Source organism: Fusibacter paucivorans, assembly GCF_018390735.1.
GTDB classification, from domain to species: Bacteria; Bacillota; Clostridia; order Peptostreptococcales; family Acidaminobacteraceae; genus Fusibacter; species Fusibacter paucivorans.
Genome location: NZ_JAHBCL010000011.1, coordinates 35,080 through 54,777 on the forward strand (window position 1 = coordinate 35,080; position 19,698 = coordinate 54,777).

The window sequence follows — 19,698 nt, forward strand, 5'->3', positions numbered from 1 at the left end:
ATGTCTTACCAAGCACTCTATCGCCAGTGGCGGCCGTTGGACTTTGACGAAGTCATTGGTCAAAGTCACATCACAGTACCGCTGAAAAATCAGATAAAGGCAAACAGCATCGGTCACGCTTATGTGTTTTCAGGAACACGTGGAACGGGTAAAACTTCCACTGCAAAAGTATTTGCAAGAGCGGTCAATTGTTTAAATAACAAAGATGGCAATCCGTGTAATCAATGCGAAAACTGTATGAGTATCTTAGATGAACAGTTTATTGATGTTATAGAAATGGATGCTGCTTCCAACAACAGTGTCGACGATATCCGAGAGTTGCGAGAACACATTAAGTTTGCACCCTCTAACGGAAAATATAAAGTCTATATTATCGATGAAGTTCATATGCTTTCAAGTGGTGCCTTTAATGCACTGCTGAAGACACTGGAAGAGCCGCCAGGCTATGTGCTTTTTATCTTGGCGACAACAGAAGTGCATAAGATTCCACAAACGATCTTATCACGATGTCAAAGATTTGATTTTAAGCGTGTGTCACAGGAAGATATTTTTGCTAGACTAGCTTTTATCTGCAAAAAGTTGAATGTCGTTTATGAAGATGAAGCACTGAGATTGATTATCCGAAAAAGTGATGGCGCCGTCCGTGATTCACTCAGCAGTTTAGACCAGTGTTTGAGTATCGGAGGCAACGCGCTGACAGTGGTCGGTGTTATTGAAATGCTTGGCCTCGTAGAAAAGAACATGCTCTTGGATCTGATTCGCTATATGGCTGTTGGAAAAAGCGGTGAGGCATTGACAATGGTTAATGGTATTCTCAGCGATGGCAAGGATATAACTCAATTTGTCAATGGTATCATTGATGTTTACAGAGATTTGTTAGTTGTTAAGTTAATTGATGAAAATCATCATTTGCTAATCAATGCATCTCAAGATTATATAGATCTTTTAATAGAACTTAGTAAACAGTTTACAGAGCCTCAAATCGCAAGGGGGCTCAATGCATTTATTGAGTTGTCCAAATCAATTAAATATGCACAAAATCAGCGCATTGTTTTTGAGGCAACACTGGTTAAAGTATTGCATCCAGAAGCGGATACATCCAATGAAGCGCTGCTTGAACGCATTGCCAAACTGGAGCAAAAAATAGCACAAGGTTATATAGCGAACAAATCTGATTCCCCGCTTGTTAAATCTGCCATGACGACAGAAACAACAGAGAAAACCACTGAGATAGCAGTTGAAAATCAGGAAACAGCAGCAGCGGGAGAAATCCCGGTGGAATCCGCGGATGAAGTAGACGTTAAACAAGAGGATGACGTTTTAAAAGAACCCTTTAATGAAGTGGAAAAGCTAAAAGAATCAACAAGTAAATCAGATGAAGCACCTCATGAAGCGGCACAGGAAGCATTGAAGCCAGAAGAGACTGCAAGTGATGCCAAGAAAGAAGCCATGAATGAGAAAGTTTCTGACATTATTGAATTTACAGATTCGGCTTTGACATTTGAAATGGTTAATGAAGTATGGCATACTTTTATGGAGACGGTTCAACGTGAGAAAAAAGGGATTTATCCTGCACTTGAAGGTGCTGCAGTTGCCGACGTCTCGGGAAATAAAATTACAATTGGTCTAAGAGCAGAGAATAAGCTCTTTGTTGGTGTTTTGGAAAGCAAGCAGAATTATGATTATCTCAATCAGCTGATGCATTCCCTCGTTAAGCACGTGATTCAACTGGCCTTTATGGCTGTCGATAATGAAAAAGCCTCAGATGAGCCAATTGAAAAGCAGAAAGAGCAAGAGATTATGGCCTTTTTTAAGGAATATCAAGATGTACTTGAAATCAAATAAGCCATGCGGCATGAAGCACTTTTAATATCGCGTGATATGTCTTTTGGCGTTAATTAAAATGAGGAGGATCCAATGGCAAAAGGAAGAGGCCCCAAAATACCGGGCAATATGAACAATATGAACAGTATGATGAAACAGGTACAGAAAATGCAGCGTGATATGCAGCAAACACAGGAAACAATTGAGCAGGAGACTTTTGAAGCAACTGCGGGCGGTGGTGCTATCCGCATTAAGGCAAACGGCAAAAAGGAAATTTTAGAAATTGAACTAAAGCCGGAAGTCGTTGATCCGGATGATATTGAAATGCTGCAGGATTTAATCATCGTTGCAACCAATGAAGTTTTAAAAACCGTTGAAGATGAAACCAATAAGCGTATGAGCAAATACAGCAGTGGCTTAGGAATGCCGGGCTTGTTTTAGAGGATGACATGACGAAATTTATACCGGCTATAACAAAATTAATAGAAGAATTTTCAAGATTGCCGGGCGTTGGTAAAAAGTCTGCTCAAAGGCTGGCATTTCATATCATCAATATGGAGCAGTCTGAAGCGGTTGCATTCGCTGAAGCCATACTGGACGTCAAGCGCAAAGTGCGTTATTGTGAGCGCTGTTTCAATATAACCGATCAGCAGTACTGCGATATTTGTACAGATTATCGAAGGGATACCACGCAAATTTGTGTCGTCGAATCACCAAGAGATCTGATTGCCATTGAGAATACGAAGGAATATCATGGTCTCTATCACGTCTTGCATGGGGCCATATCACCGCTCTCTGGCATTGGACCCAATGAAATCAAGATTCGAGAATTGATTATTCGATTGCAAAATGAAGATGTTTCTGAGATTATTTTAGCGACGAATCCAACCATTGAAGGTGAGGCGACGGCAATGTATATCTCAAAACTGCTGAAAGCCGTAGAAATTGACGTTAGCCGTATTGCACACGGTATTCCAGTTGGTGGCGATCTCGAATACGCGGATGAAGTAACGCTGGCGAAGGCAATGGAAGGCAGACGTCACTTGAACACTTCTGGCCAATAAAAATTCCTAACAGACATTCGAATGATAATAAAAATGAAATTGTATAAAAAGCAGCTTTCAATTTGAAAGCTGCTTTTTTAAATGTAAAAAAATGGCATTTGCATATTTACAGGAAATTCCAAACGTGTTATAGTAATACCATAATCTGGAAAGTCGATGGGTCATTATGGAATCCTATGGTGTTGTTTTAGTCAAAAAAGAAAGTGAATACATGTCATTTCAAGCGGATCAATTAAAATTGAAACGCCTTTATACTTTATCGGAAGAAGCACTTAGAGATCAGCCGCTTTGCGTTATTATTAGTCCTGTGACGAGCGAAGAGGCGGCACTGGTTAAAACCATGACAGCAGTTACCTTTTTTGTTTATCTCGGCGTACAGAAGCTAAATGAACCCAGTGAACACATTCGTCATTTTTCATCACTGGAAAATCTTCAATCACTCATGGTAGATTATGAGGCAGCGTGGCTAGTCTCGCTTAAAACAGCTTATCTGGAAGAAGCGCTCGCCTTTAGTGAAAAAGACGAGGCATTTATTCGTGAACAGTATGATTGCCTTAATCAAGCACCTTTAAAACAGACACCTTTAAAGCAGACAAAAAAGAAAAAAAGTCATTGGATAAAGAAACGTTATGACAAGCGTTCATCGCCATGTATTGTCGGACTTATCGGCCATCCCCAGACTGCATCAGCATTGGTAAAGGCTTATCAAAAAATGAGTTATGATCATTGTCTGATTATAGATGGCGACTTGTTGAAGCCAACGTTAGACGACAGCTTTAATGTTCGACAGATTGAAACATCTTTGAAAACGCAGTTAACGGGACGCGATAACACTGCTTTTAATGTCTTGGTAGATGCTCAGCAGAAGGGGTTGGCTGTAGAGCGAATGGTACCGCTTATCGTTCATCGCTATTCAGAGCATTTAGATGTTCTCTTTGGCAATTACAATCCGCATAATTATGAACATTATAAAATAGAATCCGTCATGGGCATGGTTAGCGATTTAAAACGTCTATACGATGTGATCTTTATCTGTCTCCCGATGAACTTGTACGACGAACTAACCTTGTCAGTACTGCATGAATGTGAAATGAGTGTATTGATGGCGACATCAAATAGAGCTGATGTTCGTGTGATACTCAATACACTGGAACTCATTGAAAATCGGCGTGGCTTGCCGACTGGAAAATTCTACTTTTATTTTTTGAAAAGCAATCAAAAACAGCTTTGGCATTCAGCCAATGCTGACGTACTGCGCGCTTTGTTTAAAAAGCAGTATTTAAGTTCTAAAAGCGCCGTTTTACGTCAATTACTGAAAGGAAGGCGTTAACAATGGGGTCCGTTAATTCGCTCTCAATGCCGCAGCATGCGTATCAAAACAGAAAAAATCACTCGGATCGAACGAAGATGATTGTTGAACTGCAGGATGAAGTTGTCTTAAAATTTTCGAATCTCATCGCTGACGTAGAACTAGGGAATGTCCCAGCGGATATTCTCAAAAATGAAATTAGTAAAATGGTTGATCAGAAAAAGGGACTTTTTAATACGGATGAAGCAAAGCGGGATTTGTTTAACAGATTATTTGGATATGGTATTTTACAGTACCTCATTGAAGATTCTTCGATTTCCGACATTGATGTTTTGAGATATGATTACGTGATGATTAAGCGAAACGGTCAGTGGGAAGTGACAGACTGCAACTTTGGATCTGAATCAGCTTTAGAGAGCTATTGTAAACTCGTGGTTATCCGTAACGGCGGTGTGCTCAATGATGCTGACAGCCATTGCAGAATCAGTGATCATAAGAACAAGCTGCGAATCAATGCAGCTATCACGCCTCGAAATGTCAATGGGTCCACGTTAAACATAAGAAAACACAATCACAGTATCCGAACGCTGGATAAACTGCGAGATATGGGGATGATGGATGATACCGTTTTCAGTGAACTGAAAGCGATCAATGCAGCAGGTGCCAATATTTTTATTTGCGGCAAAGGCGCAGCAGGCAAAACGACATTGCTGCGTGCGATGATAGAAGAGGTGGATAACTTGGAGCGCGTGTTGATATGTGAGTCGGATGTGGAACTTTATCCACAGAAACCCAACATTATTTCACAGACGATCAAGAAAGACTATTTGGGTGGTATCTCGAGAAAATTGAGTGATCTTATTTTAGATGGTTTGACCATGGGACTTGATACATACTGTATTGGCGAGATCATTGGGTCGGAAGCTTGGGATTTAATTCAAGCAGGACATACAGACCATCGGATCATGACGACAGTCCACGCCACATCTCCAAATGATTTGTTTTACAGATTATTGGCCATGATCGAACCAAGAACGCGATTGTCAGAAAGCGTATTAATGAAAATGCTCTGTCAGAGTATGGATGTCATTGTTTATTTGAAGGCTTTCAAGGTGCAGGAAGTTGTTCGCGTTAAAGGTTATGATGAAGAGATATCACAGCCTGTATTGGAGCAAATCATATGATGATAGTCAATAGTTTGCTGTTTGTTGCCAATGCGCTTTGGCTTATTGCAGTGGGATGGATTGTGGTGGATCTGGGCGATGAAAAAGTACAATACGATTATCATCTGCAGTATCACTCGATCAAATGGCATCAAAAATACATCCATAAGTTAATTGAGGGACTTCAACTTGAAATACTCTTTGGCACGAAAGCAGCCTATGCTATTCAAGAAGGTATCGGCTATCTGTACGCTGCACTCTTGGCACTTGTTTTAGCGCTCTTGGCGAGTTGGCATGCACCGCTGTTCACAAGTGGGATTGCACTTGCCGCTTGGCTGATATTGCCTGTCATCATTATCGAGTTTTTAATTCAAAAGGTATCAGATGGTGTTGATCAATCCTTACTCGGGCTGTTGCAGTCTATACACGCTGGGCTCTTGCAGACAGGTGATATTATTTCAGCATTGAAATATGCGGAAACACTGGTTAAAGACCGTTATCTGATACGTTTGCTGAATAGATTTAATTACAGTATTCAAAAGGGATTGAGTCCGGAGATTGCCTTTGAGCAACTAAGACAAGGGGCACATCACGATTATTTTGCCTATGTTATTTTGAATATCGAACAGGTTTATCAGCGGCGCGGCGATGTGATTAGCATTATACAAGCACTTCAGGTGGAACACACGGCTATCCAAATCGAACTGAATAAGCGCCAAATTGAACTTAAGCGTGAAAAAATGATGGTAACGATCTGTATGTGCGTATTTTTGGGGGTGATTATTGAAGTGATACGGGAAGAAAGCTATATATGGCTATTTTATCATCAGCATACATTAGCGGGCTATGTCTTTGCGGTCACCGTTTTTGCAGTGATTTTAACACTCTTTGTGCTGATAAAGGGTGACCAGTTAAAGTACTGAGAGAAAAAGGGGGCCTGTGATGCTTATACTGGTGAATACATTATGTCTGGCTGTCTTTGGGATGTATCTGAAAGACCGCGTTATGATGAAGACAATTCGTTCAGACTTCAGTGAATACCAGTGGTGGCCTTTAGTGCTCATCGTCATAGACGTCGGTCTTTTTGCGACATTAAACATTGACATCGGCATTGCAGAGACCCTTAAGACGTGGCTGCTGTCGGGGGTTCGCTGGCTTCTCATTGGCGGTGCGGTTACATATGCAATACGTCAGCTTTGGTATCGTCGAAATCGACAGCTGGTGGAAACGCGAAACTTTTATAAGATTTTTAAATTTATCTTTACGCAAATGAATGCCGGTGCAACCAATTATCAAATTTTCAAACTGCTCTACAAAGTGGTGGACGATGCGAAAATGTCGCGACACTTGCTGCGCTTTTCCATTCTATTGTCACAAAATGCACAGATGCAGGAGGCCATTGCCTATTTGCGGAATGTGTATAAAAACGATGAAGGCAGCATTTTTGTAGGCATACTCGACAATATCAGTCAAAATCACTTAACCGCCAATGGCTTGATAAACGTCGATCAAATGCTGTTTCAGAAGTATCTTTCGGGCATTCGAGCGGAGACAAAGCGCATTGAGCGCAATTATGTCCTGCTGGTCGTGATGTACACGCTGTTAATGACGATTTTTTTACTGCTCCCCTTGATTTCGAGTATGGCGGAGAGCGCGCAGAATATATTTTCCTAGCTAAAAAAATCGCATCAATCATAAATTGCAATGCACGATATTATAAGGGAGGCAAACTATGAATTTAGAACGTATTCAGCGCATCAGTGTATGGCTTCGCGTCAAAATGGCTGATGAGCGCGGCGAGTATGGTATGGGAACGGTTATCAGTATTGCCATTGGGCTAATTGTCACATCATTTATCATCTTGCCGGAACTCAGAAATTTCTCAACGACAATTATGGACAAAATGGATACTTGGTGGGCGAACACTGTCGTTAAAGATATTTTTCCAACGACAATTCCAACGACAGTTACAACAACTCCCTGAGGTGTTTGAAGCATGACCCTTTCAGATACGATAATTACAGGCGTCGTCATTGTGATCCTGCTCAGTTTCTTTGTGGCATTTACAGATTATACGATCCCCGTCATGGCAAAGCTGGATCAAAACAATATTTGCAGGGATTACGCGACGCTTTTAGCAGCAGAAGGCAAACTGAATACGGCGGAAACGTCGGCATTGACTTCTGAACTGACAGCGCGAGGCTTTGAATCGGTGGTGATTAGCGTGACGGCGCCAGAGGGCTTAAAGTTTAAGGATATCATTCACTTTGAAGTGAGTGCCGTTTTTAGAAGTCGTCAGACGACAGGGCTTTTCAGTAGAGAGGAGATTGAAATACCATGCCGATACGAGGCAGATATGATCTACCGGAAGTACGTCAATTAAAGTGGTGTCGGGGCAGTGGGATGCTTTCTATGCTGGTGGGCATTCAGCTGCTCCTCCTGCTGATGCTGCCGCTCTTTGTTTTTTCAGCAGAGTATCTGCATCTGCTGCATGTAAAGTCATTACTTGCATCAAAGACGGAAATGGCCAGCTATCAGCTGATCAGCGACTTGGCATTGACAGATCTAAGCATGCGGACAACCACAGCGACAAGAGATTACTCGGAGACATTTGACAGTTATTTGTCGGAGTTGCTCTCCGAGGATGAACAGTGGCGATACCAAAACATCACGGCAAATGCTGATGGCTATGCGCTCAATGTTTATTTTGAATACCAGTATGACATTCTGCTCATGCATCGTGTCAAAACACTTGTCTGTGCCCAAACTTATCAAATACCGCAAAACTATTGAGTGTCTTAAAAGACAGAAGGAGCAAGCGTGATTACATATGACAAAGAAAATTATCGTCGTCATGACATTTGCACTGCTGAGTCTCGCAGTCACACAATATCAAATACAGCGTATTAATCACAAGACGCTGCAAACCTATGAAGACGTGTGTGTCTATACAAGAGATATTGAATATGGTACGGTACTAAAAGCTTCCGATATTGCCGTGGGTAAAATCAACACGCAGTGGGACAGCGCTGATTATATCAAAGACAGTACCACTGCCGTTGGGATGCAGCTTAAAACAGATGTCAAAAAAAATGCGATTTTAGCAGCAGGCAATTTATCAGAAGCCAATGAAGCAATGCTCCCTTCTGAAGGGCGTGCACTGACGGCAATAAAGCTTTCTTCAGAAACAGCCGTTGGTTGGTCTTTTGAGGCTGGTGATACCATGGTGCTCTATTGGGTTGGAACCGATGCGACAACAGAACTAATGGGTGATGTTTTTATTAAGGCAATTATCAGTGAAACAGGCGCGGCAAATGCATCACCTGTCTATGTGATTGTTGAAACAGATGTGCCCATGGTGGCGAAAATAGTCTCTATTCGCGATAAGGGAAGATTTGAGCTCGTACGCCAATTTGGATTAATAAATTGAATATTCAAATGCATTTGTTTATAATTTAAATAGAGAAAGCGCAACCGGCAATTGCTATTTAAACTAAATGAGGTGCATATGGATGCTTACGGCAGTCTTTCAAGAGAATCGCTGATTCACGAAATTAGACAATTGAATAAGACCATCGAAACGCTTAAGTTTAAAATGGATTCAGAAGAAGTTAACCTGCTGGATCTGGTCAAGTTTCCGATTATTCACATCAGCAGTGAATATGATATCCTATGGGCTAATCATTATGCAACGGAACAATACGATAGGCTTTATCATAAAAAGTGCTATCAGGCGCTTTATGGTTTTAATGATATTTGTTCGAACTGTCCAATGAAAGAAGTGCTTTCTTATAAGGTTACGATGAACATTGTCGTCGTTGATAAACACGCCGATAATTGGCATAATGCACTGATGCCAGTTGATGAAGGCGATGTTCAAGGGAGTATTTTAGAATTTCAACAGCGAAAAGATGAACGCCTGCAAGTAGAAGAAGCATTTAAGGATGCTATCGCACGCCTGCGTCATGAAAATCAGGAACTTCGCCGTAAACTTCAGATAAAGAATGATTTCATTAAGATTTTTTCAACGAAGCTCATGACGCCAATCAAGGCGATTAGGGGTATTCATACCAGTTTAGAAAATACATATCTATCACAGATTCAGTCTGAATACTTAACCGTTCTCGCGAAAAACAGCAGGTTGATTCACGATATTTTTAACCGCGCGTTGATGCATGCGGATATGGAAGAGAGCGTTTTGCTCAATCCAAAACAGGAATTTGATCTCGTCGGCGTTTTGACGGCGCTTGAAACGATGTCAAAGGCACAGTTTGAAGTCGTACTGCACTATGATGATGCCATGCCGAAAATCGTACTTGGCGATGAAACGAATTTTACGCTGGCACTTTATCTGTTGCTTGAGACGGCGGTTTCAATTAGTGCGCATAAACGCATTTTCCTCAATGCGACAAGTATTTCAGAAACCATTAAAAATGTCAGTGTTAAATTGACAATTACAGATCGGGCCGACAATCGTCAAGCGGCTCTTAAGAACTTTACAGACACGGTTTATGAGCAAGATGATATTTATCGAAGCTTAGAAAGTTATATCTCCTCTGTTGGGATTCAAGTCGGCAAGAAAATTATTGAGGCATTAGACGGAACACTGATTATTTCAACGACAGAGGGCAAGGGCATTCATATGACCCTTTTTATTAATTTTGAAAAAGTCATGCCGCGAAAACCTATTCAAATCGCCGTAACGACATCTGAGAAGGCCGGTATACTCTTTGTTGATGAAGATAGACCCCCAGTTTCGCTGGAAATGTTTGATCGGTACAATATTTATTTTGCAAAATCGAAAGAACAGGCGGTGGCACTTTTTACAGCACATATGCCGGAGATCACAATGATCAATATCATGCTGAACGATGAAGATGGTTTTAGTATTTTTGACGCGATCGAACGCTATCGTCAAGAGGGTCAGTATATTTTGGCGACATCTGTCAAGCTGATTGACAACGAACGCGATTTTATGCGCGATTACGGTTTTGACGACTATTATGAAAAACCGCTTCATCAATCGGATCTCAATGACATTTTTAAACTTTACATCAATCGATGATTAATCAACCCTCAAATAATATGAAGAGGGTTTTTTTATATGGTATAATCGTTAATGAGATCCAATAAAATCAATAAAGATAAGCGGATGGTGGACATGAATTATAAATTAGTGGCAACAACTGTATTTGGCTTAGAAGCCATTGCGGCATATGAGATAAAAGCACTTGGATTCGAGAACGTCGCAGTGGAGAATGGCAGGGTTTTCTTTGAAGGCACTGAAGAGGGCATTGTGAAGGCTAATCTATGGCTGAGATGTGTTGAACGCGTTTTCGTCTGTGTCGGCAGTTTTAAAGCGACGAGTTTTGAAGCGCTTTTTGATGGTGTAAATGCTTTACCTTGGGAGCTTTATATCCCTGAAAAAGCAACTTTTCCCGTCAATGCAAAATCGGTTAAGTCAAAACTCTTCAGCCTTTCAGATATTCAAAAAATTTCTAAGAAGGCGATTGTAAAGCGACTGAGCAGCTTATATGGGGTCAGCTGGTTTGAAGAAACTGGCGAGACTTATGCACTGACGATTGCGCTGCTCAACGACAATGTTACGGTTATGATTGACACATCAGGTGAAGGGCTTCATAGGCGCGGTTATCGTGAACGCGGCAATGATGCCCCGATGAAAGAGACCTTGGCAGCAGGACTGTTACAGGTTGCCCGGTGGCAGCCGAAGATCCCGTTAATTGATCCCATGTGCGGTTCCGGTACCATTGTGATTGAAGCGGCGATGATTGCAAAAAATATTGCCCCGGGTTTAAACAGAAATTTTGCATCAGAAGCATGGCCTAAAATTGGCAAGGAACTGTGGAAAGCTGAACGCATGAAGGCATACAGTGCGATTCGTCAAGAAGTTGATGTCAGTTTATATGGCTATGATATTGATTCAAAGAGTATTGCCATTGCCAGAGAAAATGCTGAGCTCGCAGGTGTTGACGATATTGTGTCTTTTTCTGTAAGAGCTGTTCAGTCCTTTGAAACCGAAGCGCGTTATGGTTATGTTTTATGCAATCCGCCATATGGAGAACGCTTGAGTGAAGCCAAGGCAGTTGAAAAGCTTTATGCCGATATGGGCAAAGTCTTTAAACGTTTCCCAACGTGGTCAAAATACATTATTACTGCCTATGAAAACTTTGAAACGGCTTATGGCATGAAAGCGAACAAGAACAGAAAGCTGTACAATGGTCGAATCAAGACGTACTTTTATCAATTTTATGGTGAAAAACCGCCTAAAAACGGACGGAGCAAACCCGTATGAAGCGATGGAAGTTTTTCTCTGTAGTGAGCCTGGCTTTAAGCATTTTTATCGTCTTTCAAGGCAACCATATCATTCAGTGGTTTACCAAAACTTCTTTTGAGAAAGTACATCAAATCGAGTTTAATAAAAACAGCGACTTTGAGTACCGGGCAACCTTGGTCAATATGGACGATGCCTATGTTGTGATTGAAAAAGATGCCGTTTATTTATACAATGCTACAGGTGAACTCATGTGGTCAAAACCGCTCAGCAGTCAAAACACCTTGGTAGCTTCCGGCAAGCGTGAATTCGTACTCGCTGAAAAGAAGGCCGGTGATATTTTTGTCATTGATGAAAAAGGGAATATTAAAGCATCAGTGCTCGGCATCGGCGCACTACAGTCATTAAAAATTTTTGACGATACTTATGTTGGTGCAGTGATGACAGATGGCACCTTAAATATTTATGATGAGAAGATGAATCTCATGGGTGTGACAAAACTGCCAAACGGTGAAATGATTGATTTTGATGTAAACGCCAAACGCCAGGATATCGTCATGGGTATTTTGGATTTAAGCAGGACGGATTTTAATTCAAAGCTCGTTATTGCCGGCTTTAACGGCAATATTATCAGCGGGAGCAACCTCATACAGGATGTTATTTTCGATTTGGATTTAACAGACGACGCCATGTGGATTACCACGGATCATCAACTTCGCCTCTATAATTACGACAGTGAGCTTTTGCACGAAATCTCACTTGACAGACTCGTCAACGGCATCTATTTTGACGAAATTGCTGAACGCATGTACCTTCAACTAACCAATGAAGAATCAGAACTCTCCAATCCGAAGTCAAAGCAGACGCTGGTCTGCTACGATTCAAGCGGTAAAATTGTCTATGATATACCGTTGACGTTGACGGAGATTAATGGGATCAAAGGGTTTGACGATAAAATGTGTCTTTATAATGACAACAACGTTTATTTTTACGATTCAAGCGGAAAACTGCTGGAGCATTATACCACGGTTGAAGCAATTCGAGATGTCTTGTTGACGCGTGCGAATACCTTTGGTATCGTTTATGATAACAGTATGGATATTTATGTGGAAAAATAAGCCTATAAGGGGGCAAACATGAACTGGGTGGATATCGTTGTCATCATCATTTTGGTACTCAGTATTGTTCAGGGCTGGCGCAAGGGTTTTATTATGATGGCCGTCAGTTTTATTAAATGGTTTGTGGGCTTTGCCGCTGCCAAATTCTTTTACAAAACTGCGACTGCCTATTTTATTGAAAATATATGGAATCCACTGCCGGCAATTTCAGAGCGTATTCAAGGATTTTTGTATGATTCACTTGCAATAGATCCCGGCTCGAATATAGCGATGACGGCTGCGGATGTGAAGGCGGCGTTGTCTTCGCTGTCACTGCCGGACATTTACTTAAAAAATCTCGAAAAACTGGTTTCGGGTACAGATACGACGGCAATGCAATTTGTTGCAGAGCTTGCGGATAAACTCAGTCAAATTCTCGTTGAAGCAATCGGCTTTTTAGTGATTATGCTCGTTGCGGTCGGTGTTTTTACCATTCTTGGCCTCGTGATCAACAGTATTTCAAAATTGCCTGTTCTCAATGAACTTAACCGCGGCGGCGGTGTTCTCGTCGGTGGCTTTATCGGCTTGGCAACAGTCTATTTTATTATGGCGATTTTGAATTATCTTTACCCGCTGCCAATGGTTTCATCGATTATTGAAACGGTTACTGAATCACAAGTGGCCATCTATTTTTACAAATACAATGTTTTGACCTATTTGCTCAAAAGTTTTTTTGAAGCAAATGGTATTTTCTTTTTCACATGAGGTATAAAAGTCAGGGTATGATGTTGTTGTCAGTCATGAGAGAGAGTATGAGGTGAATAGAATGGAAATTAAAATTGATGCACGTGGACTCGCCTGTCCAAAACCTGTTATTGAAACAAAAAAAGCACTGGACCAAATTCCGGAGGGCAATATTATTACGCTCGTCGACAATGCAATTGCAAGAGATAATGTTTCCAAGCTCGCAAAAAGCATGCAGCTTCACTTCACCGTTGAAGAAGCTGACGGCAATTTTCAAATCAGTATTTTTAAGGGCGAATATGTCGGCCTTGGTGATGAGGGGATTGAAAATCGCCCGAACTTATCAAATCTCGTCATGCTTGTTGCAAGCGATGTGATGGGCGAAGGTGAGCGTGAGCTCGGTGAAATTCTAATGAAGGGCTATTTTTATGCACTTGCAGAATATGAACCTTACCCAAAAGCTGTTATTTTTATGAATTCAGGTGTTAAGCTGGCGATAGAAGGATCTCCTGTGCTTGAACATGTCCGCAGACTTCAAGAATATGGAACCGAAGTGATGAGCTGCGGCACCTGTCTTGACTATTACGGCATCAAAACGCTATTGGCAGTAGGTGAAGTGAGCAACATGTATACGATTGTCGAATATATTTCAGAAGCCAACAATACGATTAAGCTATAAAGGGGCACAACACCTATGGAAACGATGTTTATGTTTATCACTTTTGAAACGACACACAGGGCCATTGCCTTTGAAAATCTTTTAATTGACCGCTTTGCGATTGAGCTTATTCCAACACCGCGTGAAGTGACGTCAAGCTGCGGTCTGGCGTTAAAGTTTAAAATGGAAGACAGGGCAGCAGTACTGGAAGCTATTAAAGAACAGGACTTTCGTGATATCAAACTCTTTCAATATCACAGACATCATGAAAAATCTCAGGCTGTTGCTATGGACTGGAGGGAAGCGTATGCCGCTGAAGCTTGAAGTTGGCGATGAAATTGTTACCAAAAAAAGTCATCCCTGCGGCTCTAATCGATTTGAAATAACGCGTGTGGGAATGGATTTTCGGATTAAATGTGAAAAATGCGAGAAGGAGATTTGGATTCCGCGCATTAAACTGGAGAAGCGAATCAAGGAGATTTATCGAGGCGGCGAAAAAGTTGATAAGCAGCAAATGCTGTAATGGAGACTGTATAAGGGTTGTAAACGCCGAATAAAAAAACTTTTATCAGCCGGTGATAAAAAACTTGTGCCGGCAGGTGATGAGTGATATAATACCACTGTTGTACGTGTGGCAAGTCACACGACTTCTCTGCTCTTTTTTAGGAAAAAGGGCCAATATGTCCATAGGGAGGTGTAAAAATGAGACAATACGAGACACTTTTTATCTTAAGACCTTCACTCGAAGAAGAAAAACGCAATGAAGTGATTGAGAAATTCAAAGGCATCATCGAATCAGATGGTGAAATTGAAAAAGTAGAAGAGTGGGGTATCAAAAGACTCGCATATGAAATCGAAAAGATTAGAGAAGGTTACTATATCTTGGTAAACTTCAAAGCGAACCCTGAGCTTCCAAAAGAACTCGAAAGAAATTTCAAAATTTCTGATGATGTTCTTCGTTATATCGTCGTTAATTTAGAGGAAAAGTAATCTGAGAAGAAGGGGGTCATTCTAATGAATAGTGTAGTATTAATAGGACGTTTGGCGAGAGACCCAGAACTTAGATTCGTTCCCGGAAGCGGTATGGCAGTTGCCAACTTTACCATGGCAATTGACAAGGGGCTTACGAGAGAAAAAAAGCAAGAATTTGAGAGCCAGGGCAGACCGACAGCCGACTTTATTCGTATCGTCGTCTGGGGTAAGCAGGCAGAAAATTGCTCACAATATTTGTCAAAAGGCAAGCTCGTTGCTATTCAGGGTTCCATTCAAACCGGTTCGTACAAAACGCAAACCGGTGAAACTCGCTATACAACGGAAGTACTTGCCAATCGCGTTGAATTCCTCGAATGGGGCGAAAGGACGTCGACACCTAATCGTAAAAATGACGACTTTAGCTTTGGTTCGGGTGGTTTTGATGACTATCAGGCCATTGAGGACGACGACGATGTTCCATTCTAATAGAAGGAGGGAAAACCATGATTAAAAGACGTCGTAAAAGAAAAGGTTGCGCTTTTTGTCAAGATAAAATTGATTCAATTGATTATAAAGACACAAAAAAATTGCAAAAGTACTTAACCGAAAGAGGTAAAATCTTACCTAGACGTGTTACAGGCAACTGTGCAAAACATCAAAGAATGGTTACCGGTGCGGTAAAAAGAGCGAGAATCATCGCGTTACTGCCATTCGTCAATGACTAATAAGTTAAATGACAGACCTTTGAGCCTCAAAGGTCTGTTTTTCGTTTTAATGCTTTCATCATTGCTTTAGCAATCTATATAGAGGCTTTTCTAAGGATTTCAGCAGGGATGAGGCAGTTCCTTAGGCGTCTAAATTTAATAACATCGCGCAGGATTATAGTGTATAATCGTAATAAGGTACATAAAAAGACATCAGTGAGATTGGAGGCACGACCATTGAATCGCACGAGACAAATTACGGAAGCCGGACTCTTTGCCGCCATTATGATTATTCTAATGATTGGCTCCTATTATATTCCCGTAATCGGAACACTCTTATTTTTCATCATGCCGTTACCGGTCATCATTTTAACCATTCGTAATACACTGCCAAATACCATTGCTGCAACCATTGTCGCGACGCTTATCTCCAGTGCGCTGGTGACGATTATCGTTGGCATAGGAAATGGTGCACTCGCCCTGTTTGTCGGTTTGCCGCTGGGGTATTGTTTTAAACGCAAGGATTCGACACTCAAGAGCATTGCTTTTGGAGGAATCGGCGCTTTAGCTGCCTATCTTGTCATACTGGGTGTTGCACAGGGATTCTTAGGGCTTAGTGTCACAGAGCAGCTCGATCAGATGTTTGATCTTTCAGGTACGATGCAGTCAGAGATGAACACGGTTTTGGGTGCGCTTAACAATGATGCACTTGATGCATCTATGGCGGAGACACAGACAATTTTACAGAATATGCAGCATATGATTAAACTCATCTTTCCATCGGCACTCATTATTTTTTCTATGGTCTACAGTGCCATCAATTATTTATTTGCAAGACCGATCTTAACGCGGTTGCGCATTGCCGTTCGCCCAATTGGTTCTTTTGCGGCATTTAGTTATCCAAAGCACATGGCATTTGGCGGCGGCATGATGCTGATCTTAGCTTATCTCGTGGGTTATTTAGGCATTGCAGATCCGGAGTTGGTCTTTACGAATTTCCTGTACTTGTTTCTCATGGTATTTTCTATTCAGGGTTTATCACTGCTCTACTATTTTCTCCTGAAATTTATGCCGAGGGGATTTGCCATTGCGATGATTGTATTTTTAACCCTTTCGCAATTTTTGTATTATATTTCCATCATCGGATTTTTCGATGTCATGATTAACTTTAGAAAAAGAGGCACCATAAAGAGGTGAAACCATGCCAAATAACAAATTAACAAATCCTTTTAAGGAATCTGTCAATCTGTACCTCGTCTTTATTGGCATCTTAGTAGGTGTGATTGCTTACTATAACCCGATATTTGGGCTTGCAGGGCTATTTTTGCTCGCGGGGCTCATCTTTTATAATTGGTTTAACAATCGCATTAGAAGTAAAAAATGGCGAAAATACGTTGAGAACCTTTCAACCAATATTGATAGTGCTGCACGCTATGCCGTCTTTAATCTGCCCGTGCCCCTTGTCGTCGTCGATTTAGACGGCAAAATCAACTGGTATAACTCAAAATTTACGGATCTCGTCGAAGAAAAAAGTGTGATTGGCAAGAGTATTGACAAGCTGATTACCAGTTTGACACTTGAGCAGGTTAAGTCATCTGAACCGATAGAAGGCGTTAAGGTCTCAGACCGCTACTATGACGTCTATACCAACATCGTTGGGCTTGACGAAGAAAACCCCGAAAATGTCATTATCATGCTCTACTGGTTTGACAATACGGCGTATACGAATTTACAGACGAAATACGATGATGAAAAAATTGTCATCGCACTGATTAATGTGGATAATTACGATGATGTTATGAATGAGACAAAGGAAGAAAAAATCCCGTTTGTAACCTCTGAAATCGAGAAAAAAATAAATCTCTGGGCGACACGGATGAATGGACTCATTAAACGGTATCAGTCTGACAAGTATCTGATTATCTTTGAACGCAAATACCTTGAGAACCTAGAAGCCAAGCGATTTGCCATCTTGGATGACGTACGCGAGATTGACGCCGGCAACAAGATTCCGGTTACGCTCAGTATTGGCATTGGCGTCAATGGCAAAAATCCCACGTCACTTGAAGAAGACGCCTATGCGTCACTGGAACTGGCACTTGGACGGGGTGGCGATCAAGCTGTGGTTCGGAAAAAAAATACCTTTGAATTCTATGGCGGCAAGACAAAGGCAGTGGAAAAGCGAAATCGCGTAAAAGCGCGTGTCATCGCACACGGTTTTAGAGCATTGGTCGATGAGAGCAGCCATGTCATTATCATGGGACACAAGAGTCCGGACATGGATTCCTTCGGCGCTGCCGTCGGTGTTTACCGTAGTGTGCTCAATCGCGGCAAAGATGCATACATCGTCCTGAATGAAGTGACAGATGCCATCCGAAATGTTTATGAAATGTTTCAGGATAATGATATTTATCGCTTTATTTCATCAGAAGAGGCATTAAATCTCGTGGATGAAGACATGCTGCTCGTCGTCGTCGATACACATAAGCCTAGTTTGACGGAATGCCCTGATCTTATTGCTCAGACAATGCGAACCGTATTAATCGACCATCACAGGCGCAGTACGGAGTTTATAGAAAACACGGTCTTAAAGTATATGGAACCCTATGCGTCCAGTACTTCCGAACTGATTGCCGAGCTCTTTCAGTATATGGAGAATAAACCAAAGATTGAAAAGGAAGAAGCGGATGCACTGTTGGCGGGTATTACAGTGGATACGAAAAACTTCTCCCTTAAAACAGGGGTGCGCACCTTTGACGCTGCTGCCTTTTTAAGACGTCAAGGCGCCGATACGATTCGCGTCAGACAACTCTTTCAAGATGATTTGGAAACCTTTACAGAAAAGGCTGCTATCGTTGGCAATGCAATGCGCTATCATGAAGCCATTGCTATTTCTGCATCCAATAAGTCCAGTGAGAGCATTCAGCTGATTGCCGCCCAGGCAGCTGATGATCTTCTCAATATACGGGGCATCATCGCCTCATTTGTCATCGGACAGAGATTAGATGATACTGTATTTATTTCCGGCCGATCACTTGGCGATATTAACGTGCAGGTAATTTTGGAAAAGTTAGGCGGCGGTGGTCATCTCGAAGTTGCCGGCGCACAGTTTAAAGACACAAGTATTGAAGCGGTTAAGCTCCGGCTGATTGCCGCTATTGATGAATATTATGAGAAAGGGGATAAGTAGATGAAAGTAATATTGTTAAAGGATATCAAGGGCACCGGAAAGAAAGGTGACGTCATCAACGCAAGCGATGGACACGCTAGAAACTATTTAATTCCCAGGGGGCTTGCAAAAGAGGCGACAGAAGGCAATGTAAGAGCACTGGAGCATCAGCAGGCGACTGTTCAGAAGAAAAAGGATGAAGCCTTTGCGGAAGCGGTTGCACTCGGTAAAGATATCGAGAAGATACAAATTATTTTCAAGGCAAAAGCTGGTGAAGGTGGGCGGCTGTTTGGTTCCATTACCAATAAAGACATTGCAGATGAGCTAAAAAAAGCGCATGGCATTGATATCGATAAGAAAAAGATTGCACTTGATCAGCCGATACGAACATTGGGCACCACACTGGTCACCGTAAAAGTCTATCCGAAAGTTTCCGCGCAATTCAGCGTGAAAGTCATAGAAGAATAGTAAAATCCTGACGGCAACTGATCTATTGAATCAATTGTGATTAAATAGATGTAAAGTGAGCTGTCGGGATTTTTATTTTTTTGTATTGACAGAAATGTATTCACTCACTATAATGTTCTATAGCGAACTGTTCTATGTAGAACAATTCGAATTATTTTTTTGTCAACTGATTGGCGATTATGCTTTTGTCGAATTCCAAATGGGATATTTGAATGGATTACTGGAGTTGGATTT

The 19,698-nt window shown here is 41.5% G+C and carries 24 protein-coding genes; all 24 read left to right on the forward strand.

The window, feature by feature from the left end:
• Complete coding sequence (dnaX, locus tag KHM83_RS07635; protein WP_213236405.1) at positions 1 to 1,845, forward strand: DNA polymerase III subunit gamma/tau; 1,845 nt, start codon at positions 1 to 3, stop codon at positions 1,843 to 1,845.
• A gap of 72 nt (positions 1,846 to 1,917) precedes the next feature.
• Positions 1,918 to 2,265: a YbaB/EbfC family nucleoid-associated protein gene (locus KHM83_RS07640; RefSeq protein WP_213236406.1), complete on the forward strand. Its 348-nt coding sequence runs from the start codon at positions 1,918 to 1,920 to the stop codon at positions 2,263 to 2,265.
• 8 nt (positions 2,266 to 2,273) lie between these two features.
• Positions 2,274 to 2,888 carry a recombination mediator RecR gene (gene recR / locus KHM83_RS07645; protein ID WP_213236407.1) on the forward strand — a complete coding sequence of 205 codons (615 nt, stop codon included), beginning with the start codon at positions 2,274 to 2,276 and terminating at the stop codon, positions 2,886 to 2,888.
• Positions 2,889 to 3,054: 166 nt separating this feature from the next.
• Positions 3,055 to 4,218, forward strand: a complete 1,164-nt coding sequence (locus tag KHM83_RS07650; protein ID WP_213236408.1) for a hypothetical protein — start codon at positions 3,055 to 3,057, stop codon at positions 4,216 to 4,218.
• 2 nt (positions 4,219 to 4,220) lie between these two features.
• A complete protein-coding gene (locus KHM83_RS07655) occupies positions 4,221 to 5,381 on the forward strand; it encodes an ATPase, T2SS/T4P/T4SS family (RefSeq protein ID WP_213236409.1) in 1,161 nt (386 codons plus the stop codon).
• On the forward strand, positions 5,378 to 6,283 hold the full coding sequence (locus KHM83_RS07660) for a hypothetical protein (RefSeq protein WP_213236410.1): 906 nt from the start codon (positions 5,378 to 5,380) through the stop codon (positions 6,281 to 6,283). Before KHM83_RS07655 ends, KHM83_RS07660 begins: the two co-directional genes overlap by 4 nt.
• A gap of 19 nt (positions 6,284 to 6,302) precedes the next feature.
• Complete coding sequence (locus KHM83_RS07665; RefSeq protein WP_213236411.1) at positions 6,303 to 7,034, forward strand: hypothetical protein; 732 nt, start codon at positions 6,303 to 6,305, stop codon at positions 7,032 to 7,034.
• A gap of 58 nt (positions 7,035 to 7,092) precedes the next feature.
• Complete coding sequence (locus tag KHM83_RS07670) at positions 7,093 to 7,344, forward strand: hypothetical protein (protein WP_213236412.1); 252 nt, start codon at positions 7,093 to 7,095, stop codon at positions 7,342 to 7,344.
• Between the two features lie 12 nt (positions 7,345 to 7,356).
• Positions 7,357 to 7,743 (forward strand): hypothetical protein, encoded by a 387-nt coding sequence (locus KHM83_RS07675; protein WP_213236413.1) that lies wholly within the window; start codon positions 7,357 to 7,359, stop codon positions 7,741 to 7,743.
• Positions 7,698 to 8,153, forward strand: coding sequence for a hypothetical protein (locus KHM83_RS07680; RefSeq protein ID WP_213236414.1), 456 nt, complete (start codon positions 7,698 to 7,700; stop codon positions 8,151 to 8,153). The genes KHM83_RS07675 and KHM83_RS07680 overlap by 46 nt, the downstream gene beginning before the upstream one ends.
• Before the next feature lie 37 nt (positions 8,154 to 8,190).
• Positions 8,191 to 8,790: a flagella basal body P-ring formation protein FlgA gene (locus tag KHM83_RS07685; RefSeq protein WP_213236415.1), complete on the forward strand. Its 600-nt coding sequence runs from the start codon at positions 8,191 to 8,193 to the stop codon at positions 8,788 to 8,790.
• Between the two features lie 78 nt (positions 8,791 to 8,868).
• Entirely contained in the window at positions 8,869 to 10,425 is a 1,557-nt protein-coding gene (locus tag KHM83_RS07690) for a hypothetical protein (protein WP_213236416.1), read from the forward strand.
• A gap of 96 nt (positions 10,426 to 10,521) precedes the next feature.
• A complete protein-coding gene (locus KHM83_RS07695; RefSeq protein WP_281415036.1) occupies positions 10,522 to 11,673 on the forward strand; it encodes a THUMP domain-containing class I SAM-dependent RNA methyltransferase in 1,152 nt (383 codons plus the stop codon).
• Positions 11,670 to 12,770, forward strand: a complete 1,101-nt coding sequence (locus KHM83_RS07700; protein ID WP_213236417.1) for a DUF5711 family protein — start codon at positions 11,670 to 11,672, stop codon at positions 12,768 to 12,770. Before KHM83_RS07695 ends, KHM83_RS07700 begins: the two co-directional genes overlap by 4 nt.
• Positions 12,771 to 12,788: 18 nt before the next feature.
• A complete protein-coding gene (locus tag KHM83_RS07705) occupies positions 12,789 to 13,514 on the forward strand; it encodes a CvpA family protein (RefSeq protein ID WP_213236418.1) in 726 nt (241 codons plus the stop codon).
• A 61-nt stretch (positions 13,515 to 13,575) separates the two neighbouring features.
• Entirely contained in the window at positions 13,576 to 14,172 is a 597-nt protein-coding gene (gene yedF, locus KHM83_RS07710) for a sulfurtransferase-like selenium metabolism protein YedF (protein ID WP_213236419.1), read from the forward strand.
• Positions 14,173 to 14,187: 15 nt separating this feature from the next.
• Positions 14,188 to 14,475 carry a DUF3343 domain-containing protein gene (locus tag KHM83_RS07715; protein WP_213236420.1) on the forward strand — a complete coding sequence of 96 codons (288 nt, stop codon included), beginning with the start codon at positions 14,188 to 14,190 and terminating at the stop codon, positions 14,473 to 14,475.
• A complete protein-coding gene (locus tag KHM83_RS07720; protein WP_213236421.1) occupies positions 14,459 to 14,674 on the forward strand; it encodes a DUF951 domain-containing protein in 216 nt (71 codons plus the stop codon). Before KHM83_RS07715 ends, KHM83_RS07720 begins: the two co-directional genes overlap by 17 nt.
• A 179-nt stretch (positions 14,675 to 14,853) precedes the next feature.
• Entirely contained in the window at positions 14,854 to 15,141 is a 288-nt protein-coding gene (rpsF, locus tag KHM83_RS07725) for a 30S ribosomal protein S6 (protein WP_213236422.1), read from the forward strand.
• A 24-nt stretch (positions 15,142 to 15,165) separates the two neighbouring features.
• A complete protein-coding gene (locus KHM83_RS07730) occupies positions 15,166 to 15,609 on the forward strand; it encodes a single-stranded DNA-binding protein (RefSeq protein WP_213236423.1) in 444 nt (147 codons plus the stop codon).
• A gap of 17 nt (positions 15,610 to 15,626) precedes the next feature.
• On the forward strand, positions 15,627 to 15,848 hold the full coding sequence (gene rpsR / locus KHM83_RS07735) for a 30S ribosomal protein S18 (protein ID WP_213236424.1): 222 nt from the start codon (positions 15,627 to 15,629) through the stop codon (positions 15,846 to 15,848).
• 216 nt (positions 15,849 to 16,064) lie between these two features.
• Entirely contained in the window at positions 16,065 to 17,024 is a 960-nt protein-coding gene (locus KHM83_RS07740) for a YybS family protein (RefSeq protein ID WP_213236425.1), read from the forward strand.
• A 4-nt stretch (positions 17,025 to 17,028) separates the two neighbouring features.
• Positions 17,029 to 19,017: a DHH family phosphoesterase gene (locus KHM83_RS07745; protein WP_213236426.1), complete on the forward strand. Its 1,989-nt coding sequence runs from the start codon at positions 17,029 to 17,031 to the stop codon at positions 19,015 to 19,017.
• Positions 19,018 to 19,464 carry a 50S ribosomal protein L9 gene (gene rplI, locus KHM83_RS07750; protein WP_213236427.1) on the forward strand — a complete coding sequence of 149 codons (447 nt, stop codon included), beginning with the start codon at positions 19,018 to 19,020 and terminating at the stop codon, positions 19,462 to 19,464.
• Positions 19,465 to 19,698: the final 234 nt, after the last annotated feature.